Genomic DNA, 18731 nt, shown 5'->3' on the forward strand with positions numbered 1-18731 from the left:
TTGATTTTTGAACTTTGATTTATGATTTTTGATTTTTGATTTCTGTTTACGTAAATTGTCTATCTATTATCGACTATCCACTATCCACTATCCACTATCAACTATCAACTATCCACTATCAACTATCTCCTATCAACTATTTCTTATTATTTTCGACAGCTTTTCAGTTAGGCTTTTTCGGCTGTATTGTTGTAAACCAACGGCGTGTGTTTTAAGATTGCCTTCTTTAAAGGCTGCATAATAGGCTAAAATACGTTCTTTTAAGGCATCGAATTCATCATAATGGAAAAAGGCACCTGTGTTTGTTTCTTTAATGATAGACGCAAAATCCGAGCCTTCCGGGCCTATTGCCAGTATTGGTCGTTCAGAAGCCATGTATTCAAATAATTTCCCTGGAATGATGCTTTTTGTGTCTTCAGAATTGATTTCAACCAACAGTAACACCTGTGATTTTCTTTGGTGTTCTACTGCTGTCTTGTGCGGAACATAGCCCAGATTGTTTACATAAGAGTTAAGTCTGAACTCTGAAAGCGCATCCAATACTTCCTGGCTCACGGCACCAATTAATTTCAGTTCGAAATCTTTTTTGAAATCAGGGTTTTCTTTAATGATTTCTTTCAGGCACTTCCATAAGATTCTTGGATTCCTTTCAGATAAAAAAGAACCTATATGTGCCATGCTGAATTTTTCATCCAATGGCTGCTTTGTTATTTTCTCTACATCAAAACCGTTTGTAATAACTTCAATGGGTTTTGACGTTAGTGCTTCAAATTCTTTTTTGGTCGTTTGGCTGGTTACTAAAATCTGGTCGGCTTCATTTAAAACGATCGATTCCAGTTCTTTATGTTTTTTAGAAGCCGATTTGGATAATTTCAATTTATTATGATAGCCAATGGTTGTCCATGGATCTCTAAAATCGGCAATCCAATGTGCTTTGGTTCTTTCTTTTAAAGCCAGTCCAATCAGGTGCAGGCTATGCGGTGGGCCAGAAGTTATTATCGTATCGATACCATTCTCCCGAATGTACTTCTCCAGGAATAACACTGAAGGTTTTACCCAAAATACCCGGGCATCCGGAATAAAAACATTACCTCGAATCCAGAGAAAAAGTTTTTCCAGCAGCGATTGTTTTTTTTGGTTCGGGATAATTCCGGAACTGATTTTTTTAGTCTTTTTCTTTGAGAAAAAAGAGGCAAAACCATACGGTTCGAAAATTTTTTTCTTTAGGATAACTGCCTTCTCTGAAACTTCTGAAACCAGTCCTTCATCCAAAATCGGATAGGTCGGATTTTCAGGAATATAAACAATAGGCTGAATATCAAAATCAGGCAGGTACTTTACAAACTTTAACCAGCGCTGCACTCCGGGTCCTCCGGCCGGCGGCCAATAATAAGTTATGATGAGTACTTTTTTCAAAATTGTAAATTTGTAATCTTTTGATTTCTGATTTAAGATTTTTGATTGCGGATTTTTGATTGTGGATTTCTAGCTGAAATCACAAATCTTAAATCTCAAATCCTATTTCTCCAATGAATCTTCTTTTTTATTCCTTTTATTTTCCAAATAAATCCCGCCAATTAAAAGCAACAGCATAAAAATTGAGCTGATTAAAGCAATCGTGCTACCTGTCTTAACAACTTGCGGTTCAAATTTAAATTCAATCGTATGTTTTCCTGCCGGAACTTCCATTGCCCTTAAGGTATAATCTACCCTAAAATGGTCGGCTGGTTTTCCGTCAATAGTTGCCTTCCATCCTTTTGGATAGTAGATTTCAGAAAACACCGCCAATCCTTTTTGAGAATTGTTAGAAGTATATTTCAAATGGTTTGGCTTATAACTGTTCAGGACAATTGTTGCCGTACTGTCTTTCTGGTAAGTTTTTGAAATCGTATTTTTAAACTCTTTCTGATTAAAGACAACCTGATTTTTAGTGTCTAATTTGTCTAATGCTTTCATTTCTTCATCTGGCGTATCGACAAATTTTACTTCTTTTACGAACCATGCATTTCCGTTGGCATCCGGATTTATGATAGGATACTCCTGCCCTTTTTCATCTACCTGGATAACGTATTTGGTATTTAGCATATTCAATACGTTCAGGTTGTTTTTCGCTATCTGGTAATCAAACAGCTGTTCAATCCTTCTTGGACGCACAGCGCTATAACCCGATAGTGATTTGTGGAAATACGAAGTCCTAGCCTGCAATCTTCCTTCAATTTCATAAACACGGTATTGTGTCGTATCTCTTAAAATCTGCTGGTCAGAAGCTGTTGGTTGGAAAGGTTCGTTAATTTCTCTTGCGCTTGCAAAACCACTGCTGTCAACATAATTCTTATCGATGAAGAATAAATCTCCAATCATAAATAGTCCCACTAATATGACTGCAAAAGTATGTGAAAGCTTATTTTTAATATGTAACCACAATAGTCCTGCCGTTACCAAAATCAAGAATCCGGAACGCAACAGGTCGCTATTATACATGCTTTTTCTGTCCTCACGCAATGCTTCAATAAACTCAAGTCCAAAAGAGTGGCTTCCTTGTGCCTGGCTGAACATTTTTTGCATTTGGGCATCATAAGGTCCGGTAAAATCAAACATTCCTTTAGCAAAGAAAAGCACTATAATAATTCCTAAACTTACAGCTCCTGAAAGCTTTAATGACTTCCTTTGTTCTGTCTTATCGGATTTGAAAAAACTTTGTAATCCCATGATTGCTAATACCGGAATACACAATTCAAGAATAACCTGGATTGAAGATACGGCCCTGAACTTATCATACATCGGTACATGGTCAATAAAAAAGTCAGTCATTAACGGGAAGTTCTTACCCCATGAAAGCAATAGTGAAAAAATTGCTCCTGCCAAAAATGCATATTTGATTTTTCGCTTGTCATTAAACAAAGCCAGAATACATAAGAAAAATACAACAGCCCCAATATAGGCAGGCGCTGCTACGAGCGGCTGAGCGCCCCAATATGTTTTTGCATAGGCTTCTGTAAAACCTTGGGCTTCTTCTGGATTTGCGCCCTGAGCCGAAATAAATTCATATACTTTAGATTTGCTTCCTAAATGTTCAGAGTTAGAACCTCCAAATAATCTTGGAGCAAATAGGTTCAAACTTTCTGCAATTCCGTAGCTATATTCCGTAATATACTCATAAGTCATTGAGGAAGTTGTCGTATTTTTAGAACCGTCAGGCTTAAAGGTCAGCTCACTTTTTCCGCGCATACTGAAATCTGTATATTCAGCTGTTGCCATCAGGCTGGTCGCATTCGCTCCAACAGCCAAAATTCCTGCCACCACAAATACTCCAGCAGCATATAAAATGCCTTTATAATCTTTCTGTTTAATGTATTTATAAATAAAGTAGATACCTATGATTAGTAGTAAAAACAATAAATAATACGTCATCTGGAAGTGATTTGCATTGATTTCCAATGCTCCGGCAATCATAGTAAGCAAACCACCCACGACGTATTTCCGCCTGAATACGAGAATCACACCGGCAACCACCAACGGCATATAGGCTATGGCATGGGCCTTGGCATTATGTCCAACACCTATTATAATAATCAGATAAGTGGAAAAACCGAAAGCCAAAGCTCCCAAAAAAGCTTTTAGCGGGTCAATCCTCAGGGTAAGCAATAATCCGTAAAATCCGAGAAAATATAAGAAAAGATAGTCAGCCGGTCTTGGCAGAAAACGCAATACATCATCCAAATCACCTACAAAATCATTAGGATATTTGGCTCCTAATTGGTAGGTTGGCATTCCACCAAATGCAGAATTCGTCCAAAATGGCTCTTCTTTTTCCTTGGCTCGGAAATCATTCTGCTCTTTTGCCATTCCTGTATACTGCGCAATATCAGACTGATAAATCTGTTTGCCTTGCAGGACAGGATAAAAATAAATTAAGGAAACCAAAACAAAGCCTAAAATGGCCAGTAAGTGCGGATAATACTTGCTGATTATTTTCATACGGTGTTAATTGAAAACAAATAAAATAAAGGCGTGAAGATACGCTTTACCGCAAATATATTCAAAGAAAGTTAGTCTATTTCTTCGTAATCGATGTATTCGCCTACTTTTTTTGTCTCACGAGGTCGGTCAGATCTTCTGTTGGCATTTGTATTAATATTAGCAAAATCATCCTGGCTATTTTGTCTTTGGTAGTTTTGCTGTTGCTGTTGGAAAGTCTGTTCCGCTTTTTGCACTACGGTTCTCACCATGATCGGAAAAAATATCCTTGCCAGTAGTCTGATACCGTAATAAATACAGACTAGGATAAACAACGTTCTCAAGACTCCGTTTAATGAAGCAAATTGCATAATCTAAAATTTTAAACCGTAAAATTAGCAAATAGAACGTTTAAATTTAAAATATCCTTCTTAAATAAATAATAAATTATACTACTTTTGGGTTATACTAACCATTGCTAATGAAAACTCAGAGACTATGTCAAAATTAAGATTTGCTTCATTACTGCTCTTCGCCTTCTGTTCTTCAGCCAGCTACGCGCAATTTACTGACGATATTAACTCCAACCGTCCCGGAGAATCCATGTCGGGATTTTCAGTAGGAAAGACCGTTTTCCAGGCTGAAACCGGAATTTATGCCATAGCAGAAGACCATGATATCCTGAACTATAAAACTAAAGGATTTGGACTTGATCTTGCATTGCGCTACGGAGCTTTTCTGGAACAGCTGGAATTCATTATGAACCTGCAATACCAAGCCGACCAGTACGAAACTGCCTTGGGAACTGAAAACAGGAATGCTGTCAAAAAACTAACTCTTGGAGCCAAATATCTTATCTACGATCCGTTTAAGAATTACGAAGAAAAGGTAAACATCTATAGTTGGAAAGCCAACCATAGATTCAAATGGAGACAGTTTATCCCTGCCGTGGGAGTTTATGCCGGAGCCAATATTAATTTTTCGAATAATCCCTATACATTTCCTACTGATCCAAAAATCAGCCCTAAACTGATGGTTATTACGCAAAACCACTTTGGAAGTCGCTATGTATATGTGATGAACATTATTGCCGATAAGATTACAACCGATTATCCGAGCTATGGTATTATTGCCACGCTAACCAGAGGCTTTAATGAAAAATGGTCAGGATTCATCGAATTGCAAGGCTATCAAAGTGATTTTTATTCTGATGCTATTGGGCGTATTGGTGCTGCTTATCTTCTTCAACCGAATTTACAAGTTGATGCTTCCATCAGTAAAAACATCAAGGATACGCCTTCTATTTTTTACGGAGGTGTGGGTGTTTCCTGGAGATTTGACGGTTTTTATAAAGACATTATGATCCAGGGACCAGATAAGAATGACAAAAAAGACAAAAAGAAAGACAAGAAAAAAGAAGACGAGAAAAAACGAATCGACGAAGTCGGAGGAGAAAAAGAATAGCCCACAATGATATCAATTAAAGAAGCCAATACCAAAGCCCTGCTTTTGGATTATATAAAATTTCCGTTTTCACTATACAAAGGCAGCCAATATTGGGTACCGCCTATTATAAGCGATGAACTGGAAACTTTTGACAAAGATAAAAACCCTGCTTTCACCAGTGCTGATGCCAAGTTTTATCTTGCCTATAAAGACAATACAATTGTTGGAAGGGTTGCCGCCATCATCAATTGGAATGAGGTAAACGACCATGGCAAGAAAAAAGTACGTTTTGGATGGTTTGATGTAATTGACGATATCGAAGTTACCAAAGCATTGCTGGCAAAAGTGCATGAATTTGGCCGAGAACATCAGCTTGAATATGTCGAGGGCCCTGTAGGTTTTTCTAATTTGGATAAAGTTGGCGTACTCACAGAAGGTTTTGACGAAATTAGCACCATGATTACATGGTATAACTTTCCGTATTATAAAGAGCATTTCGAGAAGTTAGGAATGACGGTTGAAAAAGAATATGTTGAAAGCAAGTTTCCTCTTTCTAACATCAATCCTGATTATTTCATAAAAGCAAACGAACTGATCAAGCAGCGCTATCAGCTAAGACCGCTAAACTTTACTAAAACTAAGGACATCATGCCTTATGTTGACAAGATGTTTGATTTGTTTAATAAATCCTACGCAAACTTATCTTCATTCGTAGCTATAACTGATATCCAGAAAGAATATTTCAAGAAAAAATACATCAGTTTTATCAATCCGGAGCTAATCAAGTTTATTGTCGATAAAGACGACAATATAGTTGCCTTCAGTATTGTGATGCCGTCTTTTTCTGAAGCACTGCAAAAAGCCAAAGGCAAGCTTTTCCCTTTTGGATTCCTGCATTTGCTTAAGGCCCGAAAACATAGCAAGGACATGATTTTTTACCTGATAGGTATTGATCCCGAATATCAAAACAAAGGCGTAACAGCTATTGTTTTCAATGAATATTACAAGACTTTTACCGAAAAAAATGTCCAAACCTGTTTCAGGACTCCTGAGTTGGTTGACAATACAGCTATCCATAATATTTGGAAGCATTTCGGTCCAGTCATTCATAAAAGAAGATGCACTTACATACAGAATCTATAGCCGTAAAGAGGTTACAATAAAAAAAGTTCCGATATCAGTGATGTCGGAACTTTTTTATTTAGTGTAATCTGTTATTTACATGCTACTTTTTTCAGCACCATCTTATCATCAAACTTTAGCGATTTTTTATCTTTAAAAGCCTGCTTGCTCCCTTGTTCGGTTATATCGCCATATCCTTGCAGCAGATTATCACCTTTGCGTAGCAAAACAATTTCCCGAATTGAAGTCATGCCTTCCGATTGGAACGTATAGTCAGCATATAGAGTATCTCCTTTAAACATCCCTGAAAACATTCCCGTATTGTTGTCTTTTTCAAACCAGGCATATTTCAAATCACCTGCCACATTATTACCATTAGTAATAGCCATAGACAGCTGTATTGTATCTTTCCCATTAGTGTATTCATAACATTCTTTGGCGGGTGCCGTTATTTCCGGCTGTTCCATTTCTGGTTCTGTGACAACTTTTGTATCTTCTTTCTTATTACAGGCCGTCAAGCTGATGACCAGCCCTAAAACTAAAAATTTGATTTTCATTTGCGTTGCTTTTTTTGATTAGTAGTATTAAAGATAGAGTTTTTAGTTGAGAATTGAAAACTAAGGTTCTGAGGTGCTAAGGTACTAAGTCGCTAAGGTTTGAAAATCTAAATTCTGAAATCAAAAGTGTAAAATCTAAATTCTGAAATCTCAAATCAAAAATCTGAAATAAAAAAGCCATTCTTTTCAGAATGGCTTTTTTAAATTATCTTTCGTCGCTCACGTCAACCGTAGTCTTGGCAGCGATTTCTTTGTAAGTTCCATTAACTAGTTTTTCGCGTATTGCTTCAAATGCCGCTAGCGTTTCTTCTATGTCTTCCAAAGTATGGGAAGCGGTAGGAATCATTCTTAACAAAATAATACCTTTAGGGATAACCGGATACACTACGATAGATAAGAAGATCCCGTAATTTTCTCTCAGGTCGTTTACCATTACCATAGCTTCCGGAATACTTCCTTCTAAATACACCGGAGTAATACAAGTGTTGGTATCTCCAATATTAAATCCTCTCTTTTTCAAGCCATTTTGAAGTGCATTCACATTTTCCCAAAGCTTGTCTTTGATTTCAGACGAGTTACGCAACAATTCCAAACGCTTCAATGAACCGATTGTCTGAATCATTGGCAATGCCTTAGCAAACATCTGAGAACGCAGGTTGTATTTTAAATAGTCGATAATATCTTTATCCGCGGCAACAAATGCACCAATATTTGCCATTGACTTCGCAAATGTAGAGAAATACACATCTATTCCATCCTGACAGCCTTGTTCTTCACCAGCACCGGCACCAGTTTTACCAAGCGTACCGAAACCATGTGCATCATCTACCAAAAGACGGAAATTGTATTTTTCTTTCATGGCAACAATTTCTTTCAATTTTCCTTGCTGTCCTCTCATTCCAAATACACCTTCTGTGATAAAAAGAATACCACCACCTGTTTCTGTAGCCATTTTTGTAGCACGTTGCAGGTTTTTCTCCATGCTTTCCAAATCATTGTGCTTATACGTAAAACGCTTACCCATGTGAAGGCGAACACCATCGATGATACAAGCATGCGAATCTACGTCATACACAATAATATCATTTTTGGTTACCAAAGCATCAATAATAGATACCATTCCCTGATAGCCAAAATTTAAAAGATATGCGGCTTCTTTCATTACGAAAGCGGCCAATTCATTTTCTAACTGCTCGTGATATTTGGTGTGGCCGCTCATCATACGTGCGCCCATAGGATACGCTGCTCCAAATTGCGCAGCAGCTTCAGTATCAACCTTGCGTACTTCCGGGTGGTTTGCCAGCCCTAAATAATCGTTAAGACTCCAGTTCAAAATATCCTTCCCATGAAATTTCATTCTCGGTCCTAAATCGCCTTCCAGTTTAGGAAATACATAATATCCTTCTGCCTGTGAAGCCCATTTTCCAAGAGGACCTTTATTTTGCTGTATTCTTTCGAATAAATCTTTTACCATAATATGATATAGTTAATTTTCTTTTATGAAATTGAGTCTTCTCAAACCCGCGTGCAAAAATAATTATTTATAAGTTATTATGCTTCGGAATAGGCATTTATTTTAAGTATAAATCCATACTTTCTACCATAGGATTAGCCAAAAAAGCGAAACCGCTCCTGTGCAGGGGAGCGGTTAAAGGGTTGGGAAAAAATTTGTAGTATATAGTGGAAAAATTTAGAAATTCATTCTGTTATGTCTGTCAGGCTAGCAACTTTCCCTAGGCTCTCCATCTCCATTTCCAGGGCTCGGATTTCTTCCTTCCAGACATGTATTTTTTTATTTGCTTCATCAATATCTTCTTTCTTATTCTCAGTCATCCTTAAAAATTGGAATGATTTGGCACCGACAAGCTCTTGTTTTGCTGCTTCCAGATTCTCTTTTGCCATATCCAACTCAATTTCTATCTGTGCCATTCTTTTGGCTGCTACTCCATTCTCATCGGTTGTTAGCAGGCCTTCTTCTTCAAGTCTAGCATTGGCAGACATTTCTTCCTTATCGGATGAGCGTTCTTTCCAGAATGACTCTTTAGATAACTGTAACTCATTATGGCTACGTTGTTCATCTCTTGAGATGCTACTTGTGATATAAAAACTATAAAACAAAATGCCAAATCCCAGAATCAGTCCCAAAGCCACAAATAATAGCAAGCGGTCTTTAAAAAAAGAAGCCGTTTCGTCATCCATAGATTTACGGAACCCTTCTTTCCTTTTTTCCCAGTTTGTTCGAAACAGCTCTTTTAATTCTGATATGTTTCTGATCTTAGACCTGCGATTTAAACCAAAGAACCAATCCAGCGTATCTCTCCCATTTCCCCTTGATTTCAAATCATTGAAATCAAAAGAACCCAGATTTTGTTCCCCACTATTTATGTAATACTTTTTCATAAAAACAGTGAATTCAAATGATAACCTGAGATAAACAAGCAGTATCAAATTTAGAGTAGCAAAAACCAATTTCCTTACGGATTTCCGTAAAACACTGTTTTTTTTAAAAAAATAACACTTAATAATCATAACACACACAAAATGTGTTGGTTATAATTCAAAAAAAATCAAGTTTTAGCTTATAACATTTACCTTATCTCTTCCATTTCTTTTTCAAAAACAGGCCTATAGCAAAAACAAAAAAACCGCCCGAAGGCGGTTTAGTCCGGATTGCATCACTATTATGGCTAGATCCGCTTGTCCCAACTGTTAATCAAAATATACTTAACACCAAATATAAATGTGTTACGAATTATATCCTTACGGTTAGCCGTAAAGCAGGTCTTTTTTTTGAAAAATATTCACGTTACGAGAATTTAAATCTATAAATGCATTAAAAAAATGTCATTTTTTACAGATTAAGTCCCAATAAAAACATGATAATACCCACGGCAAGGGCAAAAAGGAAGAGAAACAAAAACTTATCGATATGCTTTAGAAAAAAGGATTCATCATTTTCCATTTTAGAAATATAATATTTTTCTACACCCTGGCTACTGGTCAGCTCATGTCCGGGAATACTCTCAAACAAAGGATGTAATTCTCTGACATTTCTTGCCGGTGTCCAACCTTCAAGCCCGATAAACCATACCATTGTTTCTGGCACTATCCTATGCTCTCTCAAATCCTCCAGGCTAAAAGGCCCTAGATTTTCATCTCCCCTGTTCAGATAATATTTTTTCATGGTTTACATTTTCTTCAATCTATGTCGTTTTTGTTACATATTGCCAAAAATAGGTTTCGAAAAAACAATTGCCTTACGGATTCCCGTAATACTCGCTATTTTCTCTATTTGTGTTACAAATTAGCAAATAAAAAAACCCGAAGCAATGCTTCGGGTCATAATTTTTATTAAAATAATAATTATTTTTTTTCTATTTTAACACATGGTGCGCCAATACTTTTTGCACCTCATATACATTAACCGATTTATTAAATTGTTTTTTAATACTCGGATTGCTTTCACTCGACACCCAGATCTTCAATTCTGCATCTAATTCAAAAGTTCCTGCCGTTTCTACGCTAAATCGACTGATTGCTTTATAGGCTATTGATTTATACTCGGTCTTACTTCCTGTAAGTCCTTGTATGTCGATTAAAATAAGTCTTTTATTGGTAAAGATAAATGTGTCTCGAAGCAGTTTAAATCCTAGTTCTATCGTCTCTCCATCAGTAAGAAGCTGTCCGTATTTCTTTTGAAGTTCATCCTGGCTTACTGCACCCGCATTGCCTAATAATGCTGAAAATAGTCCCATTTTGTTATTTTAAATTAAGTTGTTACGATTGTTTTTAAGGTGATACTGTCATAAGAGCGTTTTCAATCTTTTTATCAGCTCCAAACATAACATGATACGTTTTCGAAGCTTTTTCCGGAGTGTCCGATATTGTAATCTGCACTTTTTCTTCTTTTAATCCTTTTGGATCCGTATCATAAATAATACCTCTTGATTTTTTGCGGAGCTTTTTCTCAGCATCAATTACAATCGTGCCAATGTAATAAGTCTTTCCTGCATCAGGAACAGAAAAATTGGCATAACCTATCGGTAGGTTGACAGAACCATAAGGCGTATAGATGTATTTGATAAAGTGATTGCCTTGCGGGAGTTTCATTATGATGAGTCCGTCTTCTAAAAGCTTATACGACAGAGTACCTTTTATGTTTTCGTCAAAATAGATTTTGGCATTTTTAGTTACATCTTTACCATCATTTATGATTTTGATTTCTCCTATAATGACAGTTTCTGATTGAGACAGTGTGTCTTGGGTTGACAATTTTCCTGTCTTGCATGAAGTAAAGAACACAACAGCAAAAAAGAGCAGAATATGGTTTTTCATAGCCGATTGTTTTTTGCTAAGGTACGAGAATCTTTTCTTATTTTTCAGGCCGTAAAGAACTGTGATTTTGTCTGTTTCTTATTAAAACCTATACATATTAAAGTGCCTTAATCAAAACCTCCATCTCTTTGTGTGCATTAGGGGCTTTTGATTTTGCAGCTATGGTTTTTAAAACTGCTTTCATAAAAGCAACCTCATCAACATGTCTGTCATTTAGTTGGTCTAGATTTACGACCTTCCCATCTTTTGTATGGGCTTCAATAGAAGAATACATTCCTTCCTCAGACTTATTTCGCTTTTGTGAAGTTGTATCTATCACTTCAAAAAGACTTATGATTTCATTTAATGAAGCTTTGTCCAGAGGTACAATTTGGCTATCTGAAACGCCTTTGTTAGCATCTGCTGATGCAGTCAAAACCTCATTCAAATTTTTATACTCAATTTGACTTTTCTGACAATCAATGGTAATCTGTTTAGGATATTGGGAATGGCTCAGATTGATGACAATACTAGAAAAAACCTCCTTATGTTCTTTTTTTGCGCAAGAACTAAGGAGGGCGATAACAACTAGAAGGAGCAGTTTTTTCATAGGATAAATATTTCTCCTAAAGTACAGGATTTTTTTGATTAGAAGATATAAAATGTTCTATCAAAAACTGCGACTCTTTGTTGCTCTCTATTTTTTTGTTTTGATATTACTGCAACAAACTTACAATCTCTTTAAAACCTCTATTCTTAGCATGCTGCAAAGGACTTACACCGTCACTATCCGAAATATCTAATCGGGAGCCGGCATCTTTTAAAATCTGGACAATTTCCTGGTATTTTTTGCTGCCGTCTCCTAGCACAATCGCTTCCATCAAAGCAGTCCAGCCTAAACGGTTGACATGGTCTATTGGAAATTTTTTAGTATTGGCTAATAATCTGACGGTTTCCACATGTCCGCGTTCGCAGGCCGGAATAAGTGCCGTTCCATTATATCGGTTAAAAAGATCAAAGCGTGCTCCGTGGTCTAAATACAGCTTTACGAGTTCTGTTTGTCCGCTTGCACCGGCATATAAAAAAGCACTGTCTAAATTATCCGACTGCTGATTGACATCGGCTCCGTGTTTTACCAGCAACTTTGCCATTTCCGCCTGCCCGTTTCGTGTTGCAATTAACAGCAACGAGTTTTTATTAGTATCGGCTGTATTCGCATCGGCTCCATTTTCAAGTGCCTTTGCCATGCCATTCATATCATTTTTCTGCACTAATTCTAAAACATTCTGATTCATTACTTGAGTTGTTTGAGTTAAAGAAGGGCAAGAAGCAGCTACTGCCATCATTGCCATTAAAAGTATACCTTTCATAATAGCCTTATTAAAATATTTATACTCTTTTACCGGTAAATTATGGATTGCAATCTTTTTTAAAATCTATATAAAAGATGATACTGCAAAGATAAAGCGGCTTGTTCTCAAACAAGTAGGACGATTTCTGCCATTGCTTGTAAAATTTATCTCTTTTCTCTAAATGCACTAGGAGTCATTCCTATCTGGCTTTTAAAAAAATTAGAAAAATAAGCATGGTCAGCAAAGCCCAATTCAAAGGCTATTTCTTTGATGGAAAGGTTGGTATTGCTCAACAATCGTTTGGATTCTGTACTGATGCGTTGTTGGATCAGCTGTGTGGCAGAAGCTTTTAAATGTTTTCTGCAAAGAGTGTTTAGGTAGTTGGCAGAAACATGCAATTCATTTGCATAAAAGGCTACCTGTTTCTGTTCTTTAAAAAACTGGTCAACCAGCGTATTGAATTTTGCCAATCTTGGGTTCAACTCATAAGCCTTAAGTGTTGATAATAGCTGTTCGGCTTCACTGCTAACTATACTGGCAATAATAGCTGCCCGCAGATAAATGATGTGGTTTTTGGCATCGGTTTTTTGTAATTCTTCTTTAACTGCTTTGAATTCATACAGCAGACTGTTAAACGTAGCATCTGCCAACTGAAACACCGGATGATTCTGGTACTCTGTAATCGAAAATCGGAAATAGGGCGCAAACTGTTCAAAAAAAGTCCGCTCTGCCATTAACTGATAACCTATTGTTCCTGATTTGATATCCCATTTGTGCAGCTGTCCCGGGAAAAGCAAATGCACCTGGCTGTTTTCTATTTCATATTCAACCGAATCAATAGTATGCTTCCCTTCTCCTTTCTCAAAAAGCAATATGGAAAAAAAGTCGTGTTTGTGCGGTTCATCAATATGCCTTTCCCCATGAAGTTCATTAAACAAAAGCTCTTCCTTACCGGCTAATTGCCCTGCACGGAACTTTTCGATGTTGAGTATAGGTAATATCATTTTTGAAGTAATTGAAAATTCCACCAATTCCACAACACTTTAGTGATGCAAAACCGGTGGAATTTACAAAAAAATGACAAGGCTATTCTTTTAGGAATTACAAATTTTGAATTACGAATTAGGAATTATGAATTAATCGGTATCAAAAAAATTCAGGGCACAGGCACATCGCACCTCAAAAAGTCTCAATTCGTAATTCAAAATTCCTAATTCATTAAATTCTTCTCTGCTCCTCCGTCTGCTCTCTGGTTTTCTCTTTCAACTTTTGGTTTCCGAAATTATAACGGAATCCCAGTCTCAAATTTTGCGTATCGGAATAATAGCGCGACTTATTATACTGATTACCGTAGTCTGTACTCATTTTCAATCTCTCTCCTCGGTAAACATCTGAAAAAATACCATATACTTCTCCATTACCTTTCAATACCTTTTTGCGTAATGCCAGTGTCAGGTTGGATGTAGGATTAAAAACAAACGTACCCTGTACTGAAGATGAATTGTAGTTGAAATTAATCTCGCCGTTAAAATCTTTTTTCTTGTTTAGGGCAAAACGGTTGTTGACACTAAAACTATAAGTAGGTCGTCCATTGCTATACATCTTTCCATCTACTCCCTGAAAACGGTCTTCTACATAGCTAAAAGCACCTTGTAATCCTGCATCCCACCAATTAAAAAACGTCAGGTTTGTATTAAATTCCAGTCCAAATGCATAGTTCTTATCAATGTTAGTGAATTGGTAAACCACCGTATTCTCCTCATAATCCTGATACACTATTTCCATTGACGGATCTTTTTCCAATCGGTAGAACAAGTCAAAATTATACTTGCTTTTGAGCGTATACAAAAAGTTTAGGTTGTGCGTAATGGTTGGCAGCAAATTTGGGTCTCCCATACCGTACGAATAGTTATTGTTGTAAGTTCGGAACGGATTGAGTTCACTATAACGGGGCCTGCTGATTCTCTTCCCGTAAGAAAAGCCGATTTCATGATTCTCATTAGGTTTGTACATCGAATAAAAAGTCGGAAACAATTTGAAATAGTCCTGACCATTGACCTCTGAACTTGTAACCGAATTCCCTTCAAGCGAAGTATATTCCCCACGCAATCCCGCCTTAAAACTCCATTTGCCAAACTCCTTACTATAACTCACATAACCTGCAAAAATAGATTCATCATATAGGAACTTGCTTGTACGCCTTAAGTTAGGCACCAGAACTCCGCCAATATCATCACGGAAGTCAAGATTACTGTCAGCTGACACATTACTGTACTTTAATCCTGATTCAAACGTTCCGTTTCTTTCGTTACTATAATCCGCCTGTGCTGAAAATAGCTTGATTGCTTGTCGACTGTTATTCACAAAACGAGTATCTCGATAAGGCGTACCGTCTGGTAACGAAAATGCTGTGTTGATATCCTGATTATCTTTGGAAAGATAGTTTGTAAAATCGGCATTGATCGCCAGCTTTGCTTTTTCAGACAATACACGTTCATATAAGAAATTATATGCTGCATTGCGTGCCGGATTCTTCCGATTGTTGGTCGTCACATAAAGCGAATCCAGCAATCTGTCACCTCCATAAATAGCCGTTGGTGAACTGTACTTTCCAAACTGTTGCGGTGCTTGAAAGGCTGTACTCCCTATTGTAAACGTATTGAGCGAATCCAATTCGTAGGTTGCCTGTAATCGGTAAGAATGCTGCTCCAACGACTTGCTCTTGCGACGCAAAAAGCTCTTCCATTCTGAGGCAATTCCTCCGTTTTCGTCGTAGTAACGTGTCACATCCTCACTTTCACTTACATATTCTCCCATTCCAAAAGTATAGCGCCCCATTAAAGAAAGTTTTTTGCCTTTGTAAAAATGTCCGGTCGATGTCACTGCTTTAGGATATATCGATTGTACATAGGCTGTATTGACAGAGCCTTTATAACCCTGTGACAATACTTTCTTAAGCTTGATGTTGACAACGGCAGCTCCTTGCGCATCGTATTTAGCTGGCGGATTGGTAATAACCTCAACTGATTTTACATCTTCACCACTTGTACTTTCCAGATACTGCTTCAGCTCATCGCCGCTCATATATACTTTCTTATCGTTAATTGTTACCAGAATACTTTGGCTTCCACGTATCGAAATACTACCGGCACCCGTAGTTGTCACACCAGGTGTTTTGGATAAGATTTCCCATGCATTGTTAGAAGCTAAAGAAGAATTCTCAACATTAAATTCCATACGGTCTACCAGCCTTTTTACGATCGGGCGCTTTGCAACGATTTCAACACCTTCGAGCATTTCTGCCGTCTGCGATAAGACAATTGGTTGCAGCTGCTGGTCGCCTGTTACGGTAATAGTTCTATTGGTTGTTGACATTCCGATAGCACTTGCTTTTAGAATATACTGTCCATTATCGACTGATCCTATTGTAAAAAATCCTTCTTCATCAGCAAGTACTGCTCTGTAAGCGGTAGAATCTTGTGCTTTTAATAAAGCAACATCGGCAAAAGGCACCGCCTTGCCTCCGGTTTCTGTTACGGAACCGGAGAGGCTGTGCTGTGCGCTGCTCCACAAAGGGAACAGCAGCAAAAAAATAACTAACTGTTTCATGATTTGATTGATGATTGATGAACCACGTGGATTCATAATGATGATTGATTGATGATGATTGAAACTCGATGATTGATGGTGCAAATCTCAGCAAACGCTTTCTGGAAATGGGTTAACGAAGGGTTAATGAAGGGTTAAACACAAAACAGCCTTCTGAACAGCATTTAACAAAAGAAGTTTCCTGTATGTCCCAGCCCGTATCTACTGTGCGAGTATATCTTTGCGTCACTACAGATTTGGTTAAAGAAGGGTTAACGGTTTGTTTTTTAGTACGCCAAAACCAATAAACTCCTAGCTTTGTCCCAACAAACCAGCATTTGTCATGAAACGAAAAATAATGTTATTAATAGCTTCCTGCATTTTCACCGTAGCCGCACTGGCGACTATACAGGGCTATTTTATATACAACACCTATAAACTGACCGAAAAAGAAGTCAGCGCCAAAATCAAGAAGCAGCTTTTTGAATTGGAAGATACAGATGAGTGGTATAAACTTAACAATGCCTGGATGCGACTTTGTGGCCAATTTATTAAGGACTATGCCTATAAGAGAGTCAAAAAAGAAGAATTTGTGGCTTTCATGACTCAAAAGTCAGATTCGTTAAGCAACCTTATGTCAGATTATATGACAAAAGTGAAAAAGCCCGGTGATTATGATATCGGTTATTCAGTCTATATCAATTCGGCTACGATTCTTGAAAATCAAAAGATGAAAACCTTTTACAAAGGCAAACTGTTTGTAAGCGGAAACCACATCCGAAATAAAGAGGAAATATCAGCTTCTACCGGCCGATGGGAAAGCGATATAGAATTAAGCGTTAAAGACAGTCTGCTTGCCCCATTAAAAAAAGATTTTAAGTTCCTTATCAAGAGTGAAACCTATTATAGCGTTGCCAATTGGCAGATGACGGTAATTAGCCAGATGGCAGGACTACTAATCTTTTCTATACTGCTTATGGCGTTTGTGGTTTATCTTTATTATTTATCGCTCAAAAACCTTATCAGTCAAAAACGTATTGCCGACATCAAGACCGATTTTGTAAACAATATTACCCACGAATTTCAAACTCCGCTAGCAACAATGGACATTGCAATCAAAACCTTGCAGCGCAAAGAAAGTAACATGACAGAAGAACATTACAGACACACACTGTCTTTGCTCGAAAGGCAAAATGAAAGATTACAGAAGCTGTTCCGCCAGGTCACCGATGCTTCATTACTTCCTACAGCCCAGACAGAAAATGCTAAAGAAGTTAATTGCAGCGAAATCCGTGATATTGTTGAAGATTTCAAACTTTCGCATCCTAACATCGCTATTAACTGCCATCAGGAACAAGAAAGCCTCCATGCCAAAATTGATCCATTCCATCTGAATACGATTATCGTAAACCTATTGGAAAATGCAGTAAAATATGGAGCAACAGAAATTGATATTGAAATGAAAGCCCAGAAAAATAATTTTATAATGAGCATTCAGGATAATGGACAAGGCATTGCCTCTAAAGAACAACTTGCCATTTTTGATAAATTTTACAGAATTGAAAAAGGAAATATACATGAAACCAAAGGACTTGGACTTGGACTATTCTATGTCAAACAACTCATAGAATCCTATAAAGGCACAATCAAAGTAGAAAGCGAAGAAGACAAAGGAGCCCTATTTTTAATCACCCTACCCTTATGAAAAAGCATATCCTATTAGCAGAAGACGATTTCGATTATGCTTCGATTTTGAAGCAGTACCTGGAATTCTCCGGATTTGAAGTTACCTGGGCAAAAGACGGCAAAGAAGCTCTTAAGTTGTTTCCCGATACTCAACCTGACATTTGTGTCTTTGACGTAATGATGCCACAAATGGACGGCTTTACGCTGGCTGAAAAGGTTGTTGACACCTATCCGGAAACGCCTTTTATCTTCCTGACGGCTAAATCCATGAAAGAAGACAAGATAAAAGGGTTAAGACTTGGGGCCGATGATTATATCGTCAAGCCTTTTGAAGTAGAAGAATTGATATTGCGAATCACGAATATATTGAAGCGTGTGCAAAAAACGGCGCCACAGCACACAGCGGATAAAAAATTCAAAATCGGGCAATATTTTTTTGATAGCGAAAACTATCTATTGACACATGAAAAAGTTACACACCGAATTACGGAAAAGGAGGCACACCTGATCCAATTTTTATATGCCAATAAAAACAAGCTTGTAAAAAGAGAAGATATCCTGAAAGAAATCTGGGGCAACGACGATTTCTTTTCCGGCAGAAGCATGGATGTCTTTATTAGCCGATTACGAAAGTATTTCAGCGAAGATTCTGCCATATCTATTCCAAGCGTGAGAGGCTTGGGTTTTGAGTTTAACATTAAAGAATAAC

17 protein-coding genes are annotated in these 18731 nt (G+C 37.3%); 4 read left to right on the forward strand and 13 right to left on the reverse strand.

Going from position 1 to position 18731, the window contains the following annotated elements; genetic code table 11:
- Positions 1-132: 132 nt before the first annotated feature.
- The 3 genes from ABH942_RS01430 to ABH942_RS01440 all read right to left on the reverse strand — a co-directional run bounded on the left by ABH942_RS01430 (position 133) and on the right by ABH942_RS01440 (position 4328).
- Positions 133-1416, reverse strand: coding sequence for a glycosyltransferase family 4 protein (locus ABH942_RS01430; protein ID WP_370029217.1), 1284 nt, complete (start codon positions 1414-1416; stop codon positions 133-135).
- Between the two features lie 102 nt (positions 1417-1518).
- Complete coding sequence (locus ABH942_RS01435) at positions 1519-3978, reverse strand: YfhO family protein (RefSeq protein ID WP_370029218.1); 2460 nt, start codon at positions 3976-3978, stop codon at positions 1519-1521.
- Between the two features lie 71 nt (positions 3979-4049).
- Positions 4050-4328 (reverse strand): DUF4834 family protein, encoded by a 279-nt coding sequence (locus tag ABH942_RS01440; protein WP_370029219.1) that lies wholly within the window; start codon positions 4326-4328, stop codon positions 4050-4052.
- Positions 4329-4455: 127 nt separating this feature from the next.
- Between ABH942_RS01440 and ABH942_RS01445 the strand changes: the two genes are divergently transcribed.
- Positions 4456-5421: a transporter gene (locus tag ABH942_RS01445; RefSeq protein ID WP_370029220.1), complete on the forward strand. Its 966-nt coding sequence runs from the start codon at positions 4456-4458 to the stop codon at positions 5419-5421.
- Positions 5422-5427: 6 nt separating this feature from the next.
- Complete coding sequence (locus ABH942_RS01450; protein ID WP_370029221.1) at positions 5428-6546, forward strand: GTP cyclohydrolase; 1119 nt, start codon at positions 5428-5430, stop codon at positions 6544-6546.
- Between the two features lie 71 nt (positions 6547-6617).
- Here ABH942_RS01450 and ABH942_RS01455 read toward each other — a convergent pair whose 3' ends face one another.
- The 10 genes from ABH942_RS01455 to ABH942_RS01500 all read right to left on the reverse strand — a co-directional run bounded on the left by ABH942_RS01455 (position 6618) and on the right by ABH942_RS01500 (position 16357).
- Positions 6618-7082: a hypothetical protein gene (locus ABH942_RS01455; RefSeq protein ID WP_370029222.1), complete on the reverse strand. Its 465-nt coding sequence runs from the start codon at positions 7080-7082 to the stop codon at positions 6618-6620.
- Between the two features lie 205 nt (positions 7083-7287).
- Positions 7288-8556 (reverse strand): aminotransferase class I/II-fold pyridoxal phosphate-dependent enzyme, encoded by a 1269-nt coding sequence (locus ABH942_RS01460; RefSeq protein WP_370029223.1) that lies wholly within the window; start codon positions 8554-8556, stop codon positions 7288-7290.
- A gap of 224 nt (positions 8557-8780) precedes the next feature.
- Complete coding sequence (locus ABH942_RS01465) at positions 8781-9482, reverse strand: hypothetical protein (protein WP_370029224.1); 702 nt, start codon at positions 9480-9482, stop codon at positions 8781-8783.
- A gap of 451 nt (positions 9483-9933) precedes the next feature.
- Positions 9934-10266: a DUF4339 domain-containing protein gene (locus ABH942_RS01470; RefSeq protein WP_370029225.1), complete on the reverse strand. Its 333-nt coding sequence runs from the start codon at positions 10264-10266 to the stop codon at positions 9934-9936.
- 190 nt (positions 10267-10456) lie between these two features.
- Entirely contained in the window at positions 10457-10837 is a 381-nt protein-coding gene (locus ABH942_RS01475) for a PH domain-containing protein (RefSeq protein ID WP_370029226.1), read from the reverse strand.
- A 34-nt stretch (positions 10838-10871) separates the two neighbouring features.
- Positions 10872-11417 carry a hypothetical protein gene (locus ABH942_RS01480; RefSeq protein ID WP_370029227.1) on the reverse strand — a complete coding sequence of 182 codons (546 nt, stop codon included), beginning with the start codon at positions 11415-11417 and terminating at the stop codon, positions 10872-10874.
- Positions 11418-11514: 97 nt separating this feature from the next.
- Positions 11515-12006, reverse strand: a complete 492-nt coding sequence (locus ABH942_RS01485; protein WP_370029228.1) for a hypothetical protein — start codon at positions 12004-12006, stop codon at positions 11515-11517.
- A 106-nt stretch (positions 12007-12112) separates the two neighbouring features.
- Positions 12113-12766 carry an ankyrin repeat domain-containing protein gene (locus ABH942_RS01490; protein WP_370029229.1) on the reverse strand — a complete coding sequence of 218 codons (654 nt, stop codon included), beginning with the start codon at positions 12764-12766 and terminating at the stop codon, positions 12113-12115.
- Positions 12767-12912: 146 nt separating this feature from the next.
- The gene (locus ABH942_RS01495; protein WP_370029230.1) at positions 12913-13752 is read right to left on the reverse strand and encodes an AraC family transcriptional regulator; all 840 of its coding nucleotides are present in this window, start codon (positions 13750-13752) and stop codon (positions 12913-12915) included.
- Positions 13753-13966: 214 nt separating this feature from the next.
- On the reverse strand, positions 13967-16357 hold the full coding sequence (locus tag ABH942_RS01500) for a TonB-dependent receptor (RefSeq protein WP_370029231.1): 2391 nt from the start codon (positions 16355-16357) through the stop codon (positions 13967-13969).
- A gap of 322 nt (positions 16358-16679) precedes the next feature.
- On the opposite strand from ABH942_RS01500, the gene ABH942_RS01505 reads away from it, so the two are divergent.
- Both ABH942_RS01505 and ABH942_RS01510 read left to right on the forward strand, forming a co-directional pair.
- Entirely contained in the window at positions 16680-18041 is a 1362-nt protein-coding gene (locus ABH942_RS01505; RefSeq protein ID WP_370029232.1) for a sensor histidine kinase, read from the forward strand.
- The gene (locus ABH942_RS01510) at positions 18038-18730 is read left to right on the forward strand and encodes a response regulator transcription factor (protein WP_370029233.1); all 693 of its coding nucleotides are present in this window, start codon (positions 18038-18040) and stop codon (positions 18728-18730) included. The genes ABH942_RS01505 and ABH942_RS01510 overlap by 4 nt, the downstream gene beginning before the upstream one ends.
- The last annotated feature ends 1 nt before the right edge of the window (position 18731 follow it).

The organism is Flavobacterium sp. 28YEA47A, assembly GCF_041262125.1.
Lineage (GTDB): Bacteria > Bacteroidota > Bacteroidia > Flavobacteriales > Flavobacteriaceae > Flavobacterium.